A 19,246-nucleotide genomic window follows, 5' to 3' on the forward strand; every position below is an offset into this window, starting at 1 on the left:
TATGTGTATTATACATTATTTTACTAAATTTGTGATGGTATGGTAAGCGAGATGAGCATAGTCTACGCAGGAAACTTTTGGTAATTTTTCACACATTGCGCATGTTTCTAACGACACAACACCATCAAATTTTATCTTTTTTAATGTATTCGCAAAACGTTTCCAATCAATTGTTCCCAATCCACATAACAAATGCTGATCTAGGGCGGCATAATTATCATGAACATGCAAAACCTCAACATAGGAGCCTAACACTTCGGCCATATAAGAAGGATCTATGCCATTCACATTGGCATGACCGGTGTCCAGGCAAGCCACAAATACATCACGGGAAAGTTCTTGCAGATATGCCAGGAGTTCTTCTGCGGTGCGAAAAATGGTATCAACAGGTGTGTGTGTGATAGGATGATAGGCAAACATATTTTCTAAGGCGATCTTTACATGATGCTTTCTTGCCAATTCCTCATATTCCCGATACATTGCTAAATTATATTCCTTGGCATACGCATGTGCTTCTGCACTGCCATAATGTAGCAGTTTGCGTGGATGCATCACCATATAGTTACATCCTAACAACTCAGCAACCGCAAAGCCGCGCATCGTCATTTTCTTTAAAAAGGCCTCTTGCTTCTTTTCTTCTGGTGTAGCTGCTACATCAATGCGTCGATGGTACAACGGGGCATGCATCTGGTGAATACGTATACCAACTTCATCAGCGACGGCTTTTAATTGTTTTGCATAAGCGACATAATCCTCTTGATCATAGATAGAGCCTTCATAGGCATGCATATCATAACTATAATCAACGGCATCAAAGCCGATTTCCTTATATATCCGTAACACATCTGTTTCACTATAATGATGAGCCAGTTCTTCTGTTGTCATTCCATAGTACATATCCTTTCCTTCCTTTCATGATTTTACGATACACTTTGATACAGTTGCCTCATCGCAGGAAGCTTCCTGTATTTTCTGTTCATTCCTTTGTAAGAGTAGTTTTAATACCTGTGTCTGTAAGATGGTAAAACCAATACCGATCAATATCGAAATGCCGCCATAGGAAGCAAAGCCTAATAAGATAACACCAATATTGATATAGCGCATCGTTATGGCAACATCTAGTTTTTCATAACGTTTATGTAAGACAAGTGCTAAGACATCAAACCCCACGGTGCTAGAACTGGCACTGATACATAAATAATATCCTATTCCTACCAGTATGGCCGCTAAGATAATTGCAGGTAATACTGGTATGGACAGGCTATAACCGATTGCGTGAAAACTGCTGAACATGACCATATAACAGATACTGCTAAGCAATGATTTCATCAAAAATGCTTTTCCCAGGAAATACAGACAAATTCCCAATAGCACTACCGTAACACAATTGGTTATGACACTGATATCCACTGGAAGAAACACATGCAGAATCATGGAAAAGGAGGTCACTCCGCCATTTACCACATGGCGAGGTACCGTGATAAATGCATAGGCCGATGTAATACATATATTTCCAATTACGATACGCAAAATTTCCCTCATAACAAACACCTCCACCTTTTTTGTAGCAATTTCCATGCCAATACACGAACAAGGTATTTCTAAAAGCGCTTACTTACGTTATAATACATACAGGTGATGTATATGAAAATGAAACAGGAAATGCGTCCTACACTTAAACAAAAACAAGTCTTAACCATGAAACAGCAGCAGGATCTTAAGATCCTGTCCTTTTCCAGCAGTGAATTACAGACATATATTGAAGAACAGGTAGAAAGCAATCCCTTATTGGAACAGGATATCCAATATGAAACCGGCTATATCCAAAAGTGTGAGCGCAATTTTGAACTTATGATGAATTATGTCATTCAAGAACAAACACTCAGTGAGGTATTGCAGGAACAAATTCATCAATATAATAAACCACTTTTTGTTGATTTAGCCGTATTTCTTGCGGATCTATTGGATGATAACGGCTATCTGCCCTATTCCAATAAAGCTATTCAGCGTTATTTCCCACAATATAGCTATGATGATATTGAAGAAACAATCAATATTTTACAAAGTTTTGAACCAAGTGGTGTAGGAGCCAGAAATCTTCAGGAATGTCTTTTAATACAACTGGCAAACCTTGCTCATCCCTATGCGAAACTGGCCATTCTTTTGGTGAATGAATATTTAAGTGAACTTGCTCAACATAAGTTAACGATTTTGGCCAAAAAGTTGGATGTGGCTATCACCGATATTCAAGAGGCTTTAAAACTAATCCAAAGCCTTCACCCAAAACCAGGATCGATGTATGCTGCTACTGCGGTATATTTGAATCCGGATGTTTATGTCGCCTGTGAAGATGGAGAAATCACGATTGAATTATTCCGTAACACCTATGGACTGCGTATGAATATGGAAGACTTTCCTGCTCATTATGAAGAAATGAAAGACTATTTGAAGCAAGAAAAGAAAAAAGCCGAAAGCTTATTAAATGGTATAAAAAAACGCAGTGACACACTGCTGCACTTAACAAAAGCCATTGTGGCACATCAACTGCCTTTTTTCACAGAAGGAAAACCGTTACAGCCGTTAACCATGAAAACCATTGCGGATGCCTTATCTATGCACGAATCAACCATCAGTCGTTGTGTAGCCAGTAAATCCATGATTTTTCAAAATCAGACCATTCCGTTAAAATACTTCTTTGTTCACTCCTTATCGAATGACAGCGTAAAAGAAGTACAGGAACGCTTGAAAGAACTCATACGAAACGAAGATCACAAGAAGCCCTACAGCGATCAAAAACTATGCGATATCTTACTTCATGAAGGCTATACGATCTCACGAAGAACCATCGCCAAATATCGGGATGAATTTAAAATTCCATCAGCTGCGAAACGAAAATCTTATGAATCCTAAATTTCGATAATTTTTTTCTTGTAAAATACTACATACTATCCTATAATCAGCATGTAAGCAGAGTAGAGATTGAAGCGTTAAGTATCCGCGAACGGGGAGTTGTCGTCGGGGCGAAAAGAGTTTCTCTTGCGATTTCAGTCTTGCATCCCGCTGTTGCATAAGAAAAAAGGAGATACCTCTTTTTTCGTATGCATCACAGGAAAAGGAGGTATTTTTATATGAACTTTGCGAAAGAAATTATGCAGTTGCCAATATTAATCAAAGAAAGCAGTAAAGAGATGAAGAAAGTGAAATCCATTTGCGGATGTGCGATGCTGACAACGTTAAATGTAGTAGCAGGCACCTTCTTTATTCCTCTTTCACCAACTTTACGTATTGGCTTCTCAAGTATATTTGCCGGTGTTTCCGGTATGATCTATGGGCCTGTGTTAACCGGCTTTGCCGGCATCATTGCCGATACCTTAAAATACATTGCCCGTCCGGATGGCCCGTATTTTCCCGGCTTTGCCTTGAATGAATTTTTAATCGGCATGATCTATGGCTGCTTTTTCTACAAGAAAGAATTATCGTTTCTCCGTGTTTTAGCCGCTCGATTGTGTATTACCGTCTTCATTAATCTTTTCTTAACTTCGTTATGGTTAAATATACTGTATCAAAGCCAGCTTTTTACCCTGTTGCGTATTTTCAAAAATGTAATCATGTTCCCTATCGATGTTGCCCTGTTATACTTTGCTTTAAAAGCAACAAAACGTATCCCTACGTGAGGATACGTTTTTTTATGACTATATGTCATCACGTTGCTTATAAACAGTTTAAAAAGCCTTTCAAAACCTTAAGTCGTTTATAAACTAAAGGAACCCCAAAAGGTGGATAACTACGATAAGGGGTTCAGTATAAAGATATTTACGTTTTACTTTACTATAGAGCACAGCTGCGTGGCCCGCTTTTACCGCCAACACGGATGATTTCCGCTTTCGGTGTGGTTTGTTTTACTTTAACAATGGCACCGGAATTTTCTCTTCCGATATATAAATCCAGATGACTTCCATAAATAGCTCCACCGCGATCTAATACGATTGCATAATAAGGTTTATCTGGTGAAATACCACTGCCGCTAAGTCCATGATTGCTAATCTTAATGATGGAGCATAAAGGAATACTTGGATCAGCTGCTATGATGTAATACTTCCCATATCGAATGCCTCTTTGCCAGCTGCCATCCGGCATCATAACACCCATATCGGCATCCAAAGTAACGCCAAGTGAAGTTCCTCCACGTCCATCTTCACCACCACAGCCATAACAGTCAACACCATAGGTTGTTGTCATAGGGGTAAAGGTTCTCGCCTCACGTTTTGCCTGTTCTTGTTGCTTTTTGCGAATGCGTTGATTCATTTTCACACTGTAATTCTTTATCGCTTTCTGTGTACGAAGGCTTCCTTTAACATCTCGGTTTTGTAACAGTGTGCTGAATCTTTGTGATACACTTGCATCATTTGCCATGAGCGAAAGTGCGGATACGTCCTCGGTGATATTCATCATTTCAGTTGTATGAAGTGCAGGCATCTGCGCTGCATCTGTTTTATTAATCGTTGTTATGTTCGCAGTGCTTAGCGTCTGTGTTGATGTCGATTTACTCCCGCTTGCACACCCATATAAAGCGAAAACACTGATGAATAAAGCGAATTTTATTCGTTTTGAGTTCATTGATGTTCCTCCTTTTGTACGAAACAAGCAATAGTCTAGCATACTTTTTTCAACTTGTCCAATTTTTTTGCTTTTTAACATGTGTTATTACCTATTTTTCCCTTAATTTATAACTTTATACCGAGAATTTTTCTGTCGAAATTTAGTTTTATGCCCTAAATATCGTCCCACTATCAAAATATGTATGTTGCAAAGCTTTATAATATGCGTAAAATCACTTGTGAATTTCGTTTTATTTTCACATATAAAAGTGTTTTTTATCTTTTGTTTCATTTTCTGAAATCGGTATCACTCCCCTGTTTATCAGATATTCTGAAATTATCCGGCAATTGTGAAAAAGCAAAGAAAAACACCTGTAAATTACTGGGAATTTCTCCTCGTTTTACAGGTGTCATCAACATATTCTTCAAATCACAAAGCCCAATTCGCGCCTTTATAATTTTTTCTCAAACATAAGTTTTGTGCGTTTATGCAAATTTAAACCATAAACAATTTCATGATCGACAATTTCAAAACATTTTTTATCTGCATATTTTTCAGGTGTATGAGCATCCAGTCCATAGACTACATCCACAGGATACTGTTCTGCTACTTTCCAGAACGCACGATATGGATAAGTATAACGCCATTCCTCACCAATCTGGCGTTTACCATATTTCAATCCATTTAGGTTTATCTCAATAGGAATGTTGGCATCACAGGCACTTTGACAAATGATGCGTGCTGCTTCCTCACATGCTGGTGTCCACTGTTGCTTACTGAACATAAATAAGTCAGGATGTGCGATAATATCCGGAAGTCCTTTTTCACACGCTTTACGGATAAGATTTGCATAGCGCAATACATCCTCATCCGTATTCGCTTCATAAAATTCCGGTTCATACAAGGCCGGACCATGCTGTCCGATAATCATATAGTCAAAGCGATCGCGATATTCCAACAATTCTAGCAACTGATCTTCAAAATACTCAAACTCTAAGCCAATGCGTATTTCAATTTCCTTTTCATATTTCTTCTGCAACGCTTTTACACTGGCGATATAGCCTTCCAATGCTTCCTTATCCATACGCTCTCCCGGTGTATGAACACCTGCATATGGCGCATGATCACTAAAGCCCATAACTTGAAAACCGTTGGCAATGGCTGCTTTTACATATTCTTCATCTTCTCCAATGGCATGCTCGCAGCGTTTTGTATGACTGTGATAATTAAAGTTCTGCATAGTTGATCTCCTCATCCTTATATAATATGATGTTTCCCTTATAACTCTTCTTCATAAGTAAAGCCTAATCCCTGTACTTCGTTTGTATCTGTCACAATTACAAAAGCTTCTGCATCAATGTGACTGATCATATGCTGTAACTCCGGCAGCTGTTTTTTCGTTACAACAACCATTAAGACCGGTTTTCGCTCATTTGAATATCCGCCATTGGCCTCAAGAATGGTCGTGCCTCTTTCCAAACGTTCATGAACCTTATTCATGATCTCTTTATATTTTTCGGAAATTATCATAACGTTTTTAGCATCATGTCCACCTATCAACATGGTTTTATTGATCATAAAGCTGCTGACCCAAACAGATAAAATACCTGTCAATGCTGCCTGCAAGCCATATACCGCAGCCCCCAGTAAGACAGTCAATGCATCAATAATCAATACCAGAGATGGTAAAGGGATATGCGTGTATTTATTTATGATCAGTGGTGGAATGTCCATACCACCGGTGCTTGCGCCGGTACGGAAAACACAACCGACACCAATCCCCATCAAAGCACCTCCATAAATAGTCGCCAAATATTTATCCATAATAAAAGTATCTGCCGGTATATAATGCGCTGCTAAAAATGATAACAGTGATAAGAATAATGGATAACAGATGGTACTTAAAATGGTCTTCATCGCAAATTTCTTTCCTAATATGAAAGAACCTGCCACGAATAAAACAACGGTTAATACATTTATCACAATTTCCGGTGTAACATGAATTAATGGCTCTAAGGCAATCGCCACACCAGCTAAACCTCCGGTCAATACATTATTGGGCAATATGAACCAGGCAACACCGATTGCCAACGTAATATTACCTGCTAAAATCCAAGCCAGATCCCGCAGCGTTTCTTTTGTATTCAGCTGCACAATGACCACCTCATTTCATAACGTTAATATTATACCATTCTTTTTTTTCTTCGTCTTCTAAAACCTAAGCACATTCATAATATTTACAAGCCATAAGAAAAGCATGAAACCTATGTTCATGCTCAATGAAATAATTCTTGTAGGAAAGAGCGCGGTTGTACTTTTGGCATACAGACACTTTGGGCAACCAATTCACCTGTGATGGTCGTCCCTTTCCCATCTCCTTCTATGATATGCAGATGGTTCTTTTCCCATTTGGCATGTACGTTATCAGACACCTCAAACATATCTAGATTATGTAATACCATTAAAATATAAGATTCTTCATGTACACCGCTCACCAATTCGGTATATGCATCTTGCATCTCTTCCTTTAACGGATATGTTTTTTGTGTTGTACTGTCAAAATGAATTTCATACTGCAAGGATGTCTTACTGCTACAAGTCATGATCGTCATAAGCACTGCCAGCCAAATACCTCCAATTACCATATATTTCTTCATACATTCACCTCATAGCTGAAGTATGCTCTATCTATCTTGTTTTAAACATAGCCGCTCACAATTTTATCCAAGTCTCCTTCACAAATACTGAAATGGAACATACACATGCAAAAGAATCATACCTAAATATGCTATAAATTATATAAACTAACAACAAATATACAAATTAGTGGTAAACAGAGGGAATTCGGGCTTAGCTTATTAAATGACGATACATACTAAAAAAGCCTTCTAACTAAAAAGATATTTACGCTCAACCACCATAAAGATACTATTCTCGATAAATTGTATCATCGTTTTCCTTATAATATATTAAAGAAAACAGCCAACAAGTAAGACAATCACACTCTTATTCGATAAAACGATTCGTTAATAAAGACAAAACACTGGTATTTTAACAGGAATGTGTTAAAATACTCTAGGAAATTTCACGTTTCCCTTAAACTAGTCATGTAAGACACGGAGGTAAACTATGAAGTATGATTTGCTGATAATCGGGGCAGGGCCCGGCGGGATTTTTTCGGCTTATGAAGCAATGAAATTAAACCCTGAATTAAAGATCGGTCTATTTGAATCAGGCACATCTTTGGAAAAACGTAAATGTCCAATCGATGGTGATAAGATCAAATCCTGTGTAAATTGCAAATCTTGCAGCATCATGAATGGATTTGGCGGTGCCGGCGCTTTTTCTGATGGTAAATATAATATCACGAACCAATTCGGCGGAACACTTTACGAATATATCGGCAGAAATAAAGCCATAGAGTTGATGGAGTATGTGGATAAAATTAATGTTGAAAATGGTGGCAAAGGTACAAAGCTTTACTCTACCGGCAACACACATTTAAAAAAGGTATGTATGCAGAACGATTTACATTTGCTAGAGGCAAGTGTTCGTCATCTTGGTACCGATGTAAATTACATTGTACTGGAACACCTGTATCATCAATTAAAAGATCAAATCGACATTCATTTTAATACCCATATCGATAAGGTAGAAAAAGTAGAGGATGGTTATCGTATATGGAGCGGTGAACATAACTTTACCGGAACCAATTGCATTATCTCTACTGGTCGTAGCGGCAGTAAGTGGATGGAAGCTATTTGTGATTCTTTGCATATTCGCACGAAAAGTAATCGCGTGGATATCGGTGTTCGTGTAGAGCTTCCTTATCGTATCTTCTCTGATCTGACAGATGAACTTTATGAAAGTAAAATTGTTTACCGAAGTGAAAAATATCAAGATAAAGTACGTACGTTTTGTATGAATCCACGTGGTGTAGTCGTAAGTGAGAACACCAATGGCATCATTACCGTAAATGGTCATAGCTATGAAGATCCAAAACGTTATACCGAAAACACCAATTTCGCGCTTCTTGTCAGCAACCATTTTACGGAACCATTTAAAAACAGTAACGAATATGGCGAAAGCATTGCCCGTTTATCGAATATGTTAGGTGGCGGTGTCATTGTTCAGCGCTTCGGTGATTTGATTCGAGGACAACGTAGTACCGAAGGACGTATAGCAGAAAGCTTTGTCACACCGACGTTATCCGCAACTCCCGGCGATTTAAGTCTGGTTATTCCAAAACGTCAGTTGGATGATATCATTGAAATGATTTATCGTCTGGATAAGGTTGCACCCGGGACGGCAAATGATGATACTTTGTTGTATGGTGTAGAAGTCAAATTCTACAATTTAGAAGTAGAAATTAATAAAAATCTGGAAACCTGTCATAAAGGGTTATTCGTTATTGGCGATTGCAGTGGCGTTACTCATTCCTTAAGTCATGCCAGTGCCAGTGGAGTGCATGTTGCCAGATATTTATATCAGAAATAGAGCAAGAATGAAAAATGAAGCACAAAAAAGGTTTGTATCCTTAGGTGAATATAGTAGCCTGATACAAACCTTTTCCTTTTATAATTCGCTTCTTCAAGCTTTCGTATAAGCCTTTCTTAAAATAGCGAAGAATATACATAATACTTCTAAAATAAGCTGTATGATGTATAAAAACCATCATTTTATACTTTATATAGCTATTTATAGTATATTTCTACATTCTCTTATTCTCTGTTTTCCTTATCTTTTTCAGGGCGATAGGCAGCTAAACGTGTTTTCAGATCTTCCCCTTGCTCATGCAAATCATCCATAGTGAATACTTCTGCTAAGCGTCCATTTTCTAAAACAAGACAGCCATCCGCAATTGTCTCAATTTCAGCGATATCATGTGTGGATATTAACAAAATTCGTTCTTCCATAACTTCTTCTAAAACAGCATGAATACAATCTTCCTTAGCATACATATCCAAAGAAGTAAAGGGTTCATCCATTAATATCAATTTGGCATGTTGCGCAAAAGCAGCGGCCAGTTCTATTTTCATCTTTCCCCCTTTTGATAAAGACGCTATACGCTCTTGTGCATCTAGTTCAAAACGATTGAGAAAATGTAAGTAATCCTCCATTGAGAAGGATGGATAGTACTGCGCTAGAAATTGTCCGTATTCCTTTCCTTTCATATAAGGAAGACTACTGCCATCAGCACTTGCAAACGCGATATCCTGCAACTGTTCACAGGCAGGCTTTCCATTTAGCAAAATCTGTCCTTTATCTACTTCTAATAAGCCTAATATACACTTCAACAAGGTTGTTTTACCACTGCCATTGCGCCCTAAGATGCCATAAATTTCCCCTGGCTGAAACGTAATTGTTATATCGTGGATACCCTTATCTCCTAAAAACAATTTTTCAACATGATGCAATTCTAGCATGTCCTTACCTCCTGTTTCTTCCTTTCCCAACACTGTGTAGCTACACCAATATTTGCGAAGATGCACAATGTATAGAATAGTATTTGAAAATATTCAGTCGTATACGTAATACGTAAGAAACAAACACATAACGAGAAAATTAAATACATCTTGGTGATAGGTTTCACCTGTTCTTTCCATAACGTCATGACCGCTGCGACAAGCAAGCTGGATAACTGCACAATTAATAAAATCATGCTGATAAAACTTAACACATTCACAGGCAAAAGCTTTGCCATAATCGTTTGTTGTTTTACCATTTGCCAAAACACCGGTGAGACATCGTTCACTTTGATATTCGTTGCCAGATAAGCGATAGAATGTTTATAATAGATGCCGTAAAACAGGAGATAGCCTATCATGAGAATACCCGCTATCACGATAATGTCGGCGATGACCTGTAAGAAATGCTGCTGCATCACCAATTGCCAACGCACCTTCCCTTTTTGATACCAAGTGTACAATTGTAGAAAAGCGATAAGCAAAACAGGAACTACAAAAAACAAAAGCATAAGAAATGACATATCTGTTTCTTTCGGATAATCATGGATCTCTTGATATACACAATGAAAGTTATCAGAGAAATTCAGAAAGGTAAATTCTAAGCCATACAATAGTAAGATTTTCCACCATAATATGCTAAGATGATGCCTTATCTGATGCAGAACCACCTTCATGATCATCACCTCCGGATACGCGCTTGATAAAACATATAATACGCATCTTCATCTTCGCGATACTCACCTAACTGCCATTTTCCTTGATACACGTTTTGTTCATGTTCTATGACTTGGATATAGATACAAGATGCATCTTGCGTCAACACATAAGTTTTCCCATCACGATAATACACATCATCAACACTAACATTATCTAATTTAATCGTATCATAAGGACATACATTTGAGAGTTTCATCGTGTTGGTATCTAGACGATATAGTTTTCCATCCGCAAAATAATGGATATAGCCGTCGTTTTGCCATGTAAACTCATCGAATAATATTTTTTGTTGGGTTTTTAACTCTTTCTGTAAATTCCCTTTTTCATCATAGAGCATGGCATAAGTATTTCCCTTCGTATCATAGGCAATCACCAACAAACGATCAGCAACCTTTTCCATGATAAAATAAGAACGCTTAGCCGGCAGTGTAACCATTGGTGTAATTTCTTTTATCTTAACTTTATTCTCCTGTAACAAAGCTTTATCTTGCGATTCACAACTGATTTTATAAATATGATTAGCGCCGTGAAATTGTGTATTTGTCTGGGGCATGAAGTAGTAAACATTCTCATCTTTACCACGAATCAGACTTTCCGTAGGAAGAACATCTGTATACTTTTGTACTCCTCTTTCATTTACATCCGTATCCAATTGTTCTAACGTAATATAAGAAGTATCATCCGTTTGTTCCTTTATATCATAAAGTGTTTCCTGTAATTGATAGTGCTCATTGGATATTACATGCTGTGTAGGTATTTTTATATTATTTGAACTATAGAACACATAAGCCGCATCAGCCTGTGGTATAACTCTTTTTATCTCATGTCCCTCTTCACTTAGATTCTTTGGTTTTCCTATGGTCTTTTTTGTCTGTTCATCCATTTCAAAAATACGTTCCATAGAAATTTCATAATCTTTTTGCTTTTCTTGTGTACTTTGACGAGTATATCTTTGGGTGATCTCTCCATCTTTAAGATCGAGATATAGGGTTCTGCCCGAATCTTGCATGCCGAATGTTGTTTCAATCGTCATCCCCGCTAAGGCGGATCTTGCTTTATCACTATTATCAAATGGAATATCTTTAGGAAATAAGTGATTGACATGATAACCAAGGCATGTCAACAGCAATACTGTTGATGTTGTAAGATATAGTATAATTTTTTTCATATGGATTTCCTCCTGACGAATGCATGTTCCAACTTTCGATGCAATAATAGAATAAGCAGCAAAGCTTCTCCGGCAAAAATTTCATAGCGGTAAGGTAACATCAGAGAAGAAGAAAACAAAATCATATTCAGAAAAAGGATGATGACAAAGGTTATGAGCAGCACCATGATTAGGCTTATACGGCGGTCTAAATCGATTGCCGTAAAAGAGAAAGCAACCATGATATAGGCAATACCTAATAAAATAAGCAACAGACAACCACATTCAATAGCATTTATTGGCATCCAATCAGTAATGGAGATGAGCAAAGTTGCATACGCATATAGATTATTCATAAAAGGAAAGTGAAACGGTTGAAGGGCAATCATCATAAACCATACAAGAAAAGGGACACTTGCTAGCAATAAGACACTCGCATAATTGAAGAGTACTTCGCCAAAGATAAAAGAACGTTTCGATACCGGCAATACCTGTATGCGGGTAAGTCCGCCACTTTTGGCAAAATGGGTGAATCGCTTTACCTGTATCCATAATAATAGGATAAACCCTATGAGGATTATCATGATGTTTATTCCCATATCATGATAGTATAAGAGTTCTATATTTTTTAATTGCAGAAACAGCCATGTTCCTTCTGCCAATAGCACACAAAGAAATAAAAGGATAATTTGTGAGATTGCTGAGCGGCAAGTCATATTCATTAATTTCAACATGTTTTTCATAAGCTTCTCCTTACTGTATTATATTCATAATACACTCATTCGATAAAAAAATTATATTTTATCCCATAATGTGGTCATGATAGCAATCGTCTGCTGAAAATTCATGCCACAGCTTTTACAATCCGTGATAAAGGTTTTTACTTGTTGTTCTATGAGCTGGCAGCGAATACGTTCTTTGGTGTCTTGGGTTACGACAGCAATACTGCGAATATTGGATATTGTACGAATAAACCCTTCATCTTCCAGTAATTTATAGGCCTTTTGAACAGTATTAGGATTAATGGATAAGCGCAAAGCCAACTCTCGGCGACTCGGCATATCTTCGCCATCCACAATTTCTCCCAGTAAAATGCCTTTTTTGATATAGTCAGCTAATTGCGGATATACAGCAGCTTTTTGATGAAATTCTATATCCTGCAGTTTTATCACGATACCACCTCCTAACTGTATTATATCCATAATACACCAATGCGTCAATACATCTCTCTTCATGAGTTGTCCATTCGATAAAAAAAGGGTATACTAATACTAACACAAGGAGGAAATGTTACATGAAGATCATAAAACGTCTTTCGTTATTAGCCTTATCCGGCATCATGGCACTATCGTTAGGTGCCTGTTCTTCAAAAGATCCCCAGGAAGAACAAAAGAAATTCGACCGTTTTATTGAAAAACAGTTCATACAGCAGATGGAAAGCGACTATACGACCATGCATGTATATCTGAAACAGCCACAAAAACACGGTGTCGACCCAACGAATGTAAAAGTAAATTTAGGAGAACGTCCAACGATCGAAAACCAGCATAAAGCTGCTGAAAAAGCGAAGAAGGTCTGGGATGAATTTAAAGAATTTAAGCGTGATATCTTAAGCGATGAGCAGAAACAGACATACGATTGTTTCGAATATCAAGGAAATATTGAACTGCAGCTGATGGATAAAAAGTTTGACTATTATCAACAGATGTTTGCCAGCATCTCGGGGATACATTATCAGATGCCAACCTTATTCTCTGACTGGGATTTACGTAATGAACAGGATGTTAAGGATTTAATCTTATTAGTAAAAGATGTAAAGCCTTATGTTGATTGCGTTATCCAATATACAAAGGAACAGGCAGATAAAGGACTGCTTATGACAAATTTGGATGATGTAAAGAAATATTGTGATGGCATTTTAAAAAAAGGTGAAAACAGTGCCATATTAACATCCATGTATCAAAACATCGATACTCTCAAGCTGAGTAAAACAAAAGCCGAATCCTACAAGAAACAATTGAAACAGGCTTTTACTACTTCCTTTCTGCCAGCCTATCAAGATATTAGTGATTTGATGAAAGACTTGAAAAAAAGTGGCAAAAACAATGACATAGGACTTGCTAAATTTGAGAATGGTAAAGCATATTATGCTTTATTATTACAGAAAAGCATCGGCAGCAATAAGAGTGTGGATGATATCAAGAAAATGATGAACACCAGTTTTAACACGCATTTACAAAATTTGCAAGGCATCGTCATAAACAATTTAGATATCGTTAAAAAAATTACAGAGAACAAACTGCCTGTCACTTCATTTAAGAGTTATGATGAGATATTATCTTATATTAAAACGCAAATACCAAATGATTTCCCTAGCGTTAAAGAATTAAAATATAATATTAAGGCAATAAATGACGAAATTGCCTCTAGCAGCGGTGTGGCAGCTTATTTTAACATTCCTCCACTTGATGGTGATGGTACAAAACAATTGCGCGTAAATCCAAAGACAGGGGCCATTAATAAGATTCAGACATATTCCACGGTTGCTCATGAAGGATTTCCAGGACATATGTTCCAATATAGCTTCATGTATGAGAATCAGCAAAACCTTTTCCGGAATGCCTGCATAGATTCCAGTGCTTATGTTGAAGGTTATGCTGTTTATGCTCAGTATTATGCTTATAATTATTTAAAGGATATAGATCAGAATCTCTTACTTGCTTTAAAAGAAAATGAGCTTGCCAGTTACAATATGATCATACTGGCAGATATCGGCATCCATTATGAAGGCTGGTCGTTAAAGGATTTCAAAGATCATTTCAATGCTATCGGCTTTCAATTAAGTGATCATGACGCTATGGTACAATATAGTCAATTACAAGCAAATCCTTGTGCCTTTGAACCATATTATGTTGGTTATGAAGAAATCGCTTCTTTAAAAGAAAAGGCGGTCAAGAAACTTGGCGATGCATTTGACGATAAAGCTTTCCATACGGCATTGTTAAAGAGTGGTGTTGCCCCTTTCAATGTTGTTGAAGAAAACATTAATGCCTATATTGAAAAAGGTAAATAAGAATAAAGTTCTATTGGTTACAAGCTTTTAAATAATACTTCTTTAGAAGCAAGGTTACTTGTGCATTGCGCAAGAGCACACTCTTTAAGTAAACAGTATTCGCTTTTCCACATGATTATCGCTTTTATGGATAAAGAAGTTCAGCTTTTTGAAAGATATAAAGAGTATCTAAAAAACATAGGAAACTGAAGTCCACCGCAAAAACATGTGGTGCTTCAGTTTTTTTCTATACATTTACCGATATAAAAAAAACGGTTTATGTAACACATGCATACGATATCATAATGGATAACGCCGCATTGTGTTTCTTTAACCGTTTTTTATTTTATCCTAAGGCATTTAACATTGCTCTGGATAGGGTTGGTACGATCTGGTTTTTACGTGATAATACATCTTCATGGAAACTGTGTTCCTCTTCTTTCTCATTTGGAAAGGCATCAAAGATGGCCTGTGCCTTATCACCGGATGAATAAAAGATAGAACCATTTTCAAGTATACTGGTAAAGACAATCACACATAAATCTAAACCTTTATTTCTGGTAAATTCATCCAATTCTTTTTGTAATTCACCCTCTATTTCTTTCACTTCACCAACACTGGAAACAATCACCTGTCCAATCATTACCACATTATCATCTATTTCAAAACGTTTGATATCTTGATTGATCAGATCATGTACACTCTTTTGACTGATGTTGGAGCTTACCTTAAACATTTCCTTCGCAAATACATCGATATCCAATCCTGCTTTATCTGCCAATGTCTTGGCAATACCGATATCTTTGGCAGTGGTTGTGGGAGAGCGGAATTTCAATGTGTCTGATAAGATTGCCCCTAACAAGAGTCCTGCTAAGTCTTTCGCAATATCCATCTGATTTTCCATATAAATTGAAGTGATGATGGATGCCGTACTTCCGATGATTTCATTACGGAAGGAAATGGGGCGAGATGTGATGATATCACACACGCGATGATGATCGACAACTTCCAATAGATCGGCCGCCTCTATTCCTTTGACAGATTGCGAATACTCATTATGATCCACCAGAATCACTTTTTTATTGTGATGGTCCAAGATATGGAAACGTGATATATAGCCCTTTAAATGATTATCATTATCGACAACCGGGTAACTGCGATATCGTGTTTTTAACATTTTTTTACCGACATCTTCTACAAATTCATCCATATTAAAGCTGACAACATCACGCTTCATTAACAGTTTAACAGATGGTGAGAAATATAAATAACGAGAAGTATTCATTGTACCATGACCACTGATGATAATAGGACAATGATGTAGTTTCGCCAATTCCAATACTTCATCATCAATGGAATCACTCCAAACAACGATTAAGATACCTGCCCCTTTGGTAATGGCCGTCTTTTGAGCTTTTGCATCATTTCCTAATACAACCAGTCGATCTTGAACATCATAATTAGCCAGACGTGTTTCCGTCATGGCTATGATGCTGACTTTTCCATTAAAATGAAGTTTAGGATCATCATATATCATTCTGCCATTGATCGTACGACAAATATTTTCAATTGGCGTTTCTCTTAATAAAGCAATACCGACAGCTGTATCTCCCAAACCGACCGTTGCCAGATCACTCTTTGTTACCATGCCCAATAACTGACCTTTTTGATTCACTACACCATAAGACTGCTTGTTTTGTTCATTCATCATCTGCAGTGTTTCATAAATAGTCGTTGTAGGTGAAATCGTAAGTGGCTCATCCATTTCAATTTCATCAAGAGTAGCTCTTGCGTCTTCAAACAGCATTGGTTCTTCAAAACCAAAGCGGTTTAATAAATACTTAGTTTCTGCATTCAGTTCCCCTAAGCGGCATGGAATCGCACGGATTCCTTTGCGCTGTTTAAACAAGGCATAAGCAATAGCCGATATAATAGAATCAGAATCAGGATGTCTGTGTCCTGTAATATAAACGATGTCCTTTTTCATACATAACTCCTTTATTGTTATTACGTTTACTATTATACCCGACATCTAATAAATTGCAATTTATAGCCCTCTGAATTTTACGGTAAAGAAAAAGGTGTTGTTTACCATTCACGTATTTATCTTTACCAGATAACAACATGCATCATATGCTAACACCTTATCTAACATCAATGATTTATAAACTTTTGAAATTCATCGATAAGCTTGTTTTTCTCTTTATTCAACGTATCCTTCCATGAAGAAATCATATTACTACTTTCCTTAATGATTGCATCCTTTTTATCATCTGCCGCTTTATATACATCACTTGCATATGTATGTATATCTTTCCCTAGTTTAGCTAACTTTTGACTTGATTCAGTAGCACCGGCTTTGGCAGCTGCCTCTAAATATGTTCCTGCCTTAATCAGATTCTTCACAACCTCATCATCTTTTACTTTATTCATATTTTCATGTATGTACGTTGTTGCTTTCTCAATATCTTCTTTACTATATTCTTGCACATCTTGAAGCGTTTTTTTCGCTTCTTCTTCTAATTTTGTAACTTCGGCATCGATGTCTGCCTGTTTATTATTGCTGCATCCCATAAGGCATATGGTAACAGCTAAAGCAGATGCCACTATGTGTTTCCCTTTCATAAAATAACTCTCTTTCTTATTTATGCTATATCCTTCTTATGTAGGATTTTCTTTCTAAAAAACGCCGTTATCATCATTAGACATGCCAACAATAAGGTGATGGCACCCAGTATTAATGTATAACGTTCTAATTGAGCAATGTTGTCCTGCAAAGCAGCCGCCACTTTTGTATTCGCAAAGACATGTGCTAACAGTTGTGGTATTGTTTGTGATACAACAAACATCAGCAAACAGCCGATTAACCATACCATGGTTAATCCTCGCAAACCTTTCTTTTGCATGACTAGCAATAACGAACATAATAGCATACCCAATTGGCTGATATAATAACAGATATCTCCCTTTAAAAAATATAAGATTTTAAATGCTGTCAGCTGTACATCACTAAGCTCTTCTTTCATGATATGAAGCGAAACATCATATAAGGCCTGTACGTCCATAGCATCAATTACCGTTGTCATAATGGCGGATACTTCTTTTTCACTTAAAAGCCCTTCGGTAAATAAGCTTAGTTCACTCGCATGTTGATTCGCCTGCTGTTTCAGTGTTTCATTGATCTTCATCGTTGTTTCACTTTGCGTATCTTTGACAATGTCGGCAACAAACGCTTCTGTATATACATTCAAGACAGCTAACACTTCTTCATCATTTACAATATCTTCTAAAATTTTGGTTAACTTTTCCGATTCTTCTTCTGCTTTTGGAAAGTTGATCGAGTTTAACCTTTCTGCTAATTTTTTCTCAATGTGGATCTGATTTAATACGACATGAACCATGGAGTGCTGAATCATTCTGGAACAAAAGGTGTAACCGCCAAATAACGTGATACAGCAAAGCAAAGCAATTCGATAAAACCATGTGATCCCCGACTTCATATGAATTTCTCCTCTTTTTTATTTCAATAAAAGGTAACGAATTCACTTATCTCTTTACGTTTTGGCATTGTTGGTGTCGCATCACCATATCCTACAGCAATTACTGATACGATAATTTCTTCTTCACTGATACTCAGCATCTCACGTAGTCTATCAGCATCACGAATTCCCATGACTAAGGTACTTAATCCTAAATCCGTTGCTTTTAATAATAAGTTTTCATTCTGCAAGCCTAAATCATAACAACCCCAGCCATTGCCCAGTTCATTACTTGGTTCACCGTTACGTTCATAACCACTGCGATCTTTTACAAATGTTGTAACAATCAAAACTGGAGCATCTTTCGTATTCTCTGCATTAAATGGGGCAAGCCCTTCCTTTTTCACCTGCTCTAGCTTATCTTTATCCATAACAACATAATAACGTCCTGTCTGTGAATTTTTCCATGTAGGTGCTAAAAGAGCCGCATGAAGTAATTCCTCCACAACTTCTTTCTTTATCGGCTTATCTTGATATTTACGAATACTTCTTCTTTGTTCCAACACTTTCTGCATTTCCATCATTATCACCTCTTACCTTAAGTATATACTTATTTTGCGATATGTAAATTGTATCTTTACATCTATATGGATATAAAAAGTAAACAAAAGCATCATAATAACCCAATGTAGTTAACCTTTTGTAGTACCTATCTTTAGAAGTTAAAAGTAAAAAAATGGTGTAAACTCGAAATTATAGCTAACGAGTATGCATCATTTTTATT

At 37.0% G+C, this 19,246-nt stretch carries 19 protein-coding genes and 1 riboswitch; of the genes, 4 read left to right on the forward strand and 15 right to left on the reverse strand.

From position 1 onward, the window contains the following. Positions 1-15: 15 nt before the first annotated feature. Together ACESSZ_RS10800 and ACESSZ_RS10805 are read right to left on the reverse strand one after the other, a co-directional pair. Complete coding sequence (locus ACESSZ_RS10800; RefSeq protein WP_008690328.1) at positions 16-897, reverse strand: sugar phosphate isomerase/epimerase family protein; 882 nt, start codon at positions 895-897, stop codon at positions 16-18. A gap of 15 nt (positions 898-912) precedes the next feature. After that, positions 913-1,542, reverse strand: coding sequence for a YitT family protein (locus ACESSZ_RS10805; protein ID WP_008690327.1), 630 nt, complete (start codon positions 1,540-1,542; stop codon positions 913-915). Between the two features lie 102 nt (positions 1,543-1,644). Here ACESSZ_RS10805 and rpoN point away from each other — a divergent pair, with 102 nt between their 5' ends. Both rpoN and ACESSZ_RS10815 read left to right on the forward strand, forming a co-directional pair. Further along, positions 1,645-2,910 carry an RNA polymerase factor sigma-54 gene (rpoN, locus tag ACESSZ_RS10810; RefSeq protein WP_008690326.1) on the forward strand — a complete coding sequence of 422 codons (1,266 nt, stop codon included), beginning with the start codon at positions 1,645-1,647 and terminating at the stop codon, positions 2,908-2,910. A gap of 56 nt (positions 2,911-2,966) precedes the next feature. Then, positions 2,967-3,065: riboswitch (THF riboswitch) on the forward strand. A gap of 63 nt (positions 3,066-3,128) precedes the next feature. Further along, positions 3,129-3,674: a folate family ECF transporter S component gene (locus tag ACESSZ_RS10815; RefSeq protein ID WP_008690325.1), complete on the forward strand. Its 546-nt coding sequence runs from the start codon at positions 3,129-3,131 to the stop codon at positions 3,672-3,674. Positions 3,675-3,828: 154 nt separating this feature from the next. Here the strand turns inward: ACESSZ_RS10815 and ACESSZ_RS10820 are convergent, their stop codons facing one another. From ACESSZ_RS10820 to ACESSZ_RS10835, 4 genes are all read right to left on the reverse strand, one after another. After that, complete coding sequence (locus ACESSZ_RS10820) at positions 3,829-4,617, reverse strand: 3D domain-containing protein (protein WP_008978070.1); 789 nt, start codon at positions 4,615-4,617, stop codon at positions 3,829-3,831. A 433-nt stretch (positions 4,618-5,050) separates the two neighbouring features. Continuing rightward, a complete protein-coding gene (locus ACESSZ_RS10825) occupies positions 5,051-5,839 on the reverse strand; it encodes a histidinol-phosphatase (protein WP_008690322.1) in 789 nt (262 codons plus the stop codon). A 38-nt stretch (positions 5,840-5,877) separates the two neighbouring features. Then, positions 5,878-6,753 (reverse strand): YitT family protein, encoded by an 876-nt coding sequence (locus tag ACESSZ_RS10830; RefSeq protein ID WP_008690320.1) that lies wholly within the window; start codon positions 6,751-6,753, stop codon positions 5,878-5,880. A gap of 122 nt (positions 6,754-6,875) precedes the next feature. Beyond that, the gene (locus tag ACESSZ_RS10835; RefSeq protein ID WP_008690319.1) at positions 6,876-7,256 is read right to left on the reverse strand and encodes a hypothetical protein; all 381 of its coding nucleotides are present in this window, start codon (positions 7,254-7,256) and stop codon (positions 6,876-6,878) included. A gap of 472 nt (positions 7,257-7,728) precedes the next feature. On the opposite strand from ACESSZ_RS10835, the gene ACESSZ_RS10840 reads away from it, so the two are divergent. Next, positions 7,729-9,096: an NAD(P)/FAD-dependent oxidoreductase gene (locus ACESSZ_RS10840; RefSeq protein ID WP_008690318.1), complete on the forward strand. Its 1,368-nt coding sequence runs from the start codon at positions 7,729-7,731 to the stop codon at positions 9,094-9,096. A 224-nt stretch (positions 9,097-9,320) separates the two neighbouring features. On the opposite strand, the gene ACESSZ_RS10845 is transcribed toward ACESSZ_RS10840, so the two are convergent. From ACESSZ_RS10845 to ACESSZ_RS10865, 5 genes are read right to left on the reverse strand one after another with little or no spacing between them, the layout of a single operon-like run. Continuing rightward, positions 9,321-10,025 carry an ATP-binding cassette domain-containing protein gene (locus ACESSZ_RS10845; protein ID WP_008690317.1) on the reverse strand — a complete coding sequence of 235 codons (705 nt, stop codon included), beginning with the start codon at positions 10,023-10,025 and terminating at the stop codon, positions 9,321-9,323. Next, positions 10,019-10,741 carry a hypothetical protein gene (locus tag ACESSZ_RS10850; RefSeq protein WP_008690316.1) on the reverse strand — a complete coding sequence of 241 codons (723 nt, stop codon included), beginning with the start codon at positions 10,739-10,741 and terminating at the stop codon, positions 10,019-10,021. The genes ACESSZ_RS10845 and ACESSZ_RS10850 overlap by 7 nt, the downstream gene beginning before the upstream one ends. Positions 10,742-10,746: 5 nt before the next feature. Continuing rightward, positions 10,747-11,952 (reverse strand): hypothetical protein, encoded by a 1,206-nt coding sequence (locus ACESSZ_RS10855; protein ID WP_008690315.1) that lies wholly within the window; start codon positions 11,950-11,952, stop codon positions 10,747-10,749. Further along, a complete protein-coding gene (locus tag ACESSZ_RS10860) occupies positions 11,949-12,674 on the reverse strand; it encodes a hypothetical protein (RefSeq protein WP_008690314.1) in 726 nt (241 codons plus the stop codon). The genes ACESSZ_RS10855 and ACESSZ_RS10860 overlap by 4 nt, the downstream gene beginning before the upstream one ends. A 51-nt stretch (positions 12,675-12,725) precedes the next feature. Then, the gene (locus ACESSZ_RS10865; RefSeq protein WP_017144738.1) at positions 12,726-13,103 is read right to left on the reverse strand and encodes a GntR family transcriptional regulator; all 378 of its coding nucleotides are present in this window, start codon (positions 13,101-13,103) and stop codon (positions 12,726-12,728) included. Positions 13,104-13,225: 122 nt separating this feature from the next. Between ACESSZ_RS10865 and ACESSZ_RS10870 the strand changes: the two genes are divergently transcribed. Next, positions 13,226-15,004 carry a DUF885 domain-containing protein gene (locus tag ACESSZ_RS10870; protein WP_008690312.1) on the forward strand — a complete coding sequence of 593 codons (1,779 nt, stop codon included), beginning with the start codon at positions 13,226-13,228 and terminating at the stop codon, positions 15,002-15,004. Between the two features lie 325 nt (positions 15,005-15,329). Here ACESSZ_RS10870 and ACESSZ_RS10875 read toward each other — a convergent pair whose 3' ends face one another. The 4 genes from ACESSZ_RS10875 to ACESSZ_RS10890 form a co-directional block, all read right to left on the reverse strand. Beyond that, complete coding sequence (locus tag ACESSZ_RS10875) at positions 15,330-16,970, reverse strand: putative manganese-dependent inorganic diphosphatase (protein WP_008690310.1); 1,641 nt, start codon at positions 16,968-16,970, stop codon at positions 15,330-15,332. A 167-nt stretch (positions 16,971-17,137) separates the two neighbouring features. Continuing rightward, positions 17,138-17,608 (reverse strand): hypothetical protein, encoded by a 471-nt coding sequence (locus tag ACESSZ_RS10880; RefSeq protein WP_008690308.1) that lies wholly within the window; start codon positions 17,606-17,608, stop codon positions 17,138-17,140. A gap of 20 nt (positions 17,609-17,628) precedes the next feature. Then, entirely contained in the window at positions 17,629-18,483 is an 855-nt protein-coding gene (locus ACESSZ_RS10885; RefSeq protein WP_008690305.1) for a hypothetical protein, read from the reverse strand. Positions 18,484-18,506: 23 nt separating this feature from the next. Beyond that, the gene (locus ACESSZ_RS10890) at positions 18,507-19,043 is read right to left on the reverse strand and encodes a nitroreductase family protein (protein ID WP_026006746.1); all 537 of its coding nucleotides are present in this window, start codon (positions 19,041-19,043) and stop codon (positions 18,507-18,509) included. Positions 19,044-19,246: the final 203 nt, after the last annotated feature.

Origin of the sequence: Eubacterium sp. 3_1_31 (assembly GCF_964249515.1) — a bacterium.
Lineage (GTDB): Bacteria > Bacillota_I > Bacilli_A > Erysipelotrichales > Erysipelotrichaceae > Longicatena > Longicatena caecimuris.

Coding starts and splice junctions, on each gene's coding strand:
- ACESSZ_RS10825 (WP_008690322.1), bottom strand. CDS start 5,839: ATGCAGAACTTTAATTATCACAGTCATACAAAACGCTGCGAGCATGCC.
- ACESSZ_RS10820 (WP_008978070.1), bottom strand. CDS start 4,617: ATGAACTCAAAACGAATAAAATTCGCTTTATTCATCAGTGTTTTCGCT.
- ACESSZ_RS10870 (WP_008690312.1), top strand. CDS start 13,226: ATGAAGATCATAAAACGTCTTTCGTTATTAGCCTTATCCGGCATCATG.
- ACESSZ_RS10875 (WP_008690310.1), bottom strand. CDS start 16,970: ATGAAAAAGGACATCGTTTATATTACAGGACACAGACATCCTGATTCT.
- ACESSZ_RS10860 (WP_008690314.1), bottom strand. CDS start 12,674: ATGAAAAACATGTTGAAATTAATGAATATGACTTGCCGCTCAGCAATC.
- ACESSZ_RS10835 (WP_008690319.1), bottom strand. CDS start 7,256: ATGAAGAAATATATGGTAATTGGAGGTATTTGGCTGGCAGTGCTTATG.
- ACESSZ_RS10855 (WP_008690315.1), bottom strand. CDS start 11,952: ATGAAAAAAATTATACTATATCTTACAACATCAACAGTATTGCTGTTG.
- ACESSZ_RS10815 (WP_008690325.1), top strand. CDS start 3,129: ATGAACTTTGCGAAAGAAATTATGCAGTTGCCAATATTAATCAAAGAA.
- ACESSZ_RS10840 (WP_008690318.1), top strand. CDS start 7,729: ATGAAGTATGATTTGCTGATAATCGGGGCAGGGCCCGGCGGGATTTTT.
- ACESSZ_RS10845 (WP_008690317.1), bottom strand. CDS start 10,025: ATGCTAGAATTGCATCATGTTGAAAAATTGTTTTTAGGAGATAAGGGT.
- ACESSZ_RS10850 (WP_008690316.1), bottom strand. CDS start 10,741: ATGAAGGTGGTTCTGCATCAGATAAGGCATCATCTTAGCATATTATGG.
- ACESSZ_RS10800 (WP_008690328.1), bottom strand. CDS start 897: ATGTACTATGGAATGACAACAGAAGAACTGGCTCATCATTATAGTGAA.
- rpoN (WP_008690326.1), top strand. CDS start 1,645: ATGAAAATGAAACAGGAAATGCGTCCTACACTTAAACAAAAACAAGTC.
- ACESSZ_RS10885 (WP_008690305.1), bottom strand. CDS start 18,483: ATGAAGTCGGGGATCACATGGTTTTATCGAATTGCTTTGCTTTGCTGT.
- ACESSZ_RS10880 (WP_008690308.1), bottom strand. CDS start 17,608: ATGAAAGGGAAACACATAGTGGCATCTGCTTTAGCTGTTACCATATGC.
- ACESSZ_RS10890 (WP_026006746.1), bottom strand. CDS start 19,043: ATGGAAATGCAGAAAGTGTTGGAACAAAGAAGAAGTATTCGTAAATAT.
- ACESSZ_RS10805 (WP_008690327.1), bottom strand. CDS start 1,542: ATGAGGGAAATTTTGCGTATCGTAATTGGAAATATATGTATTACATCG.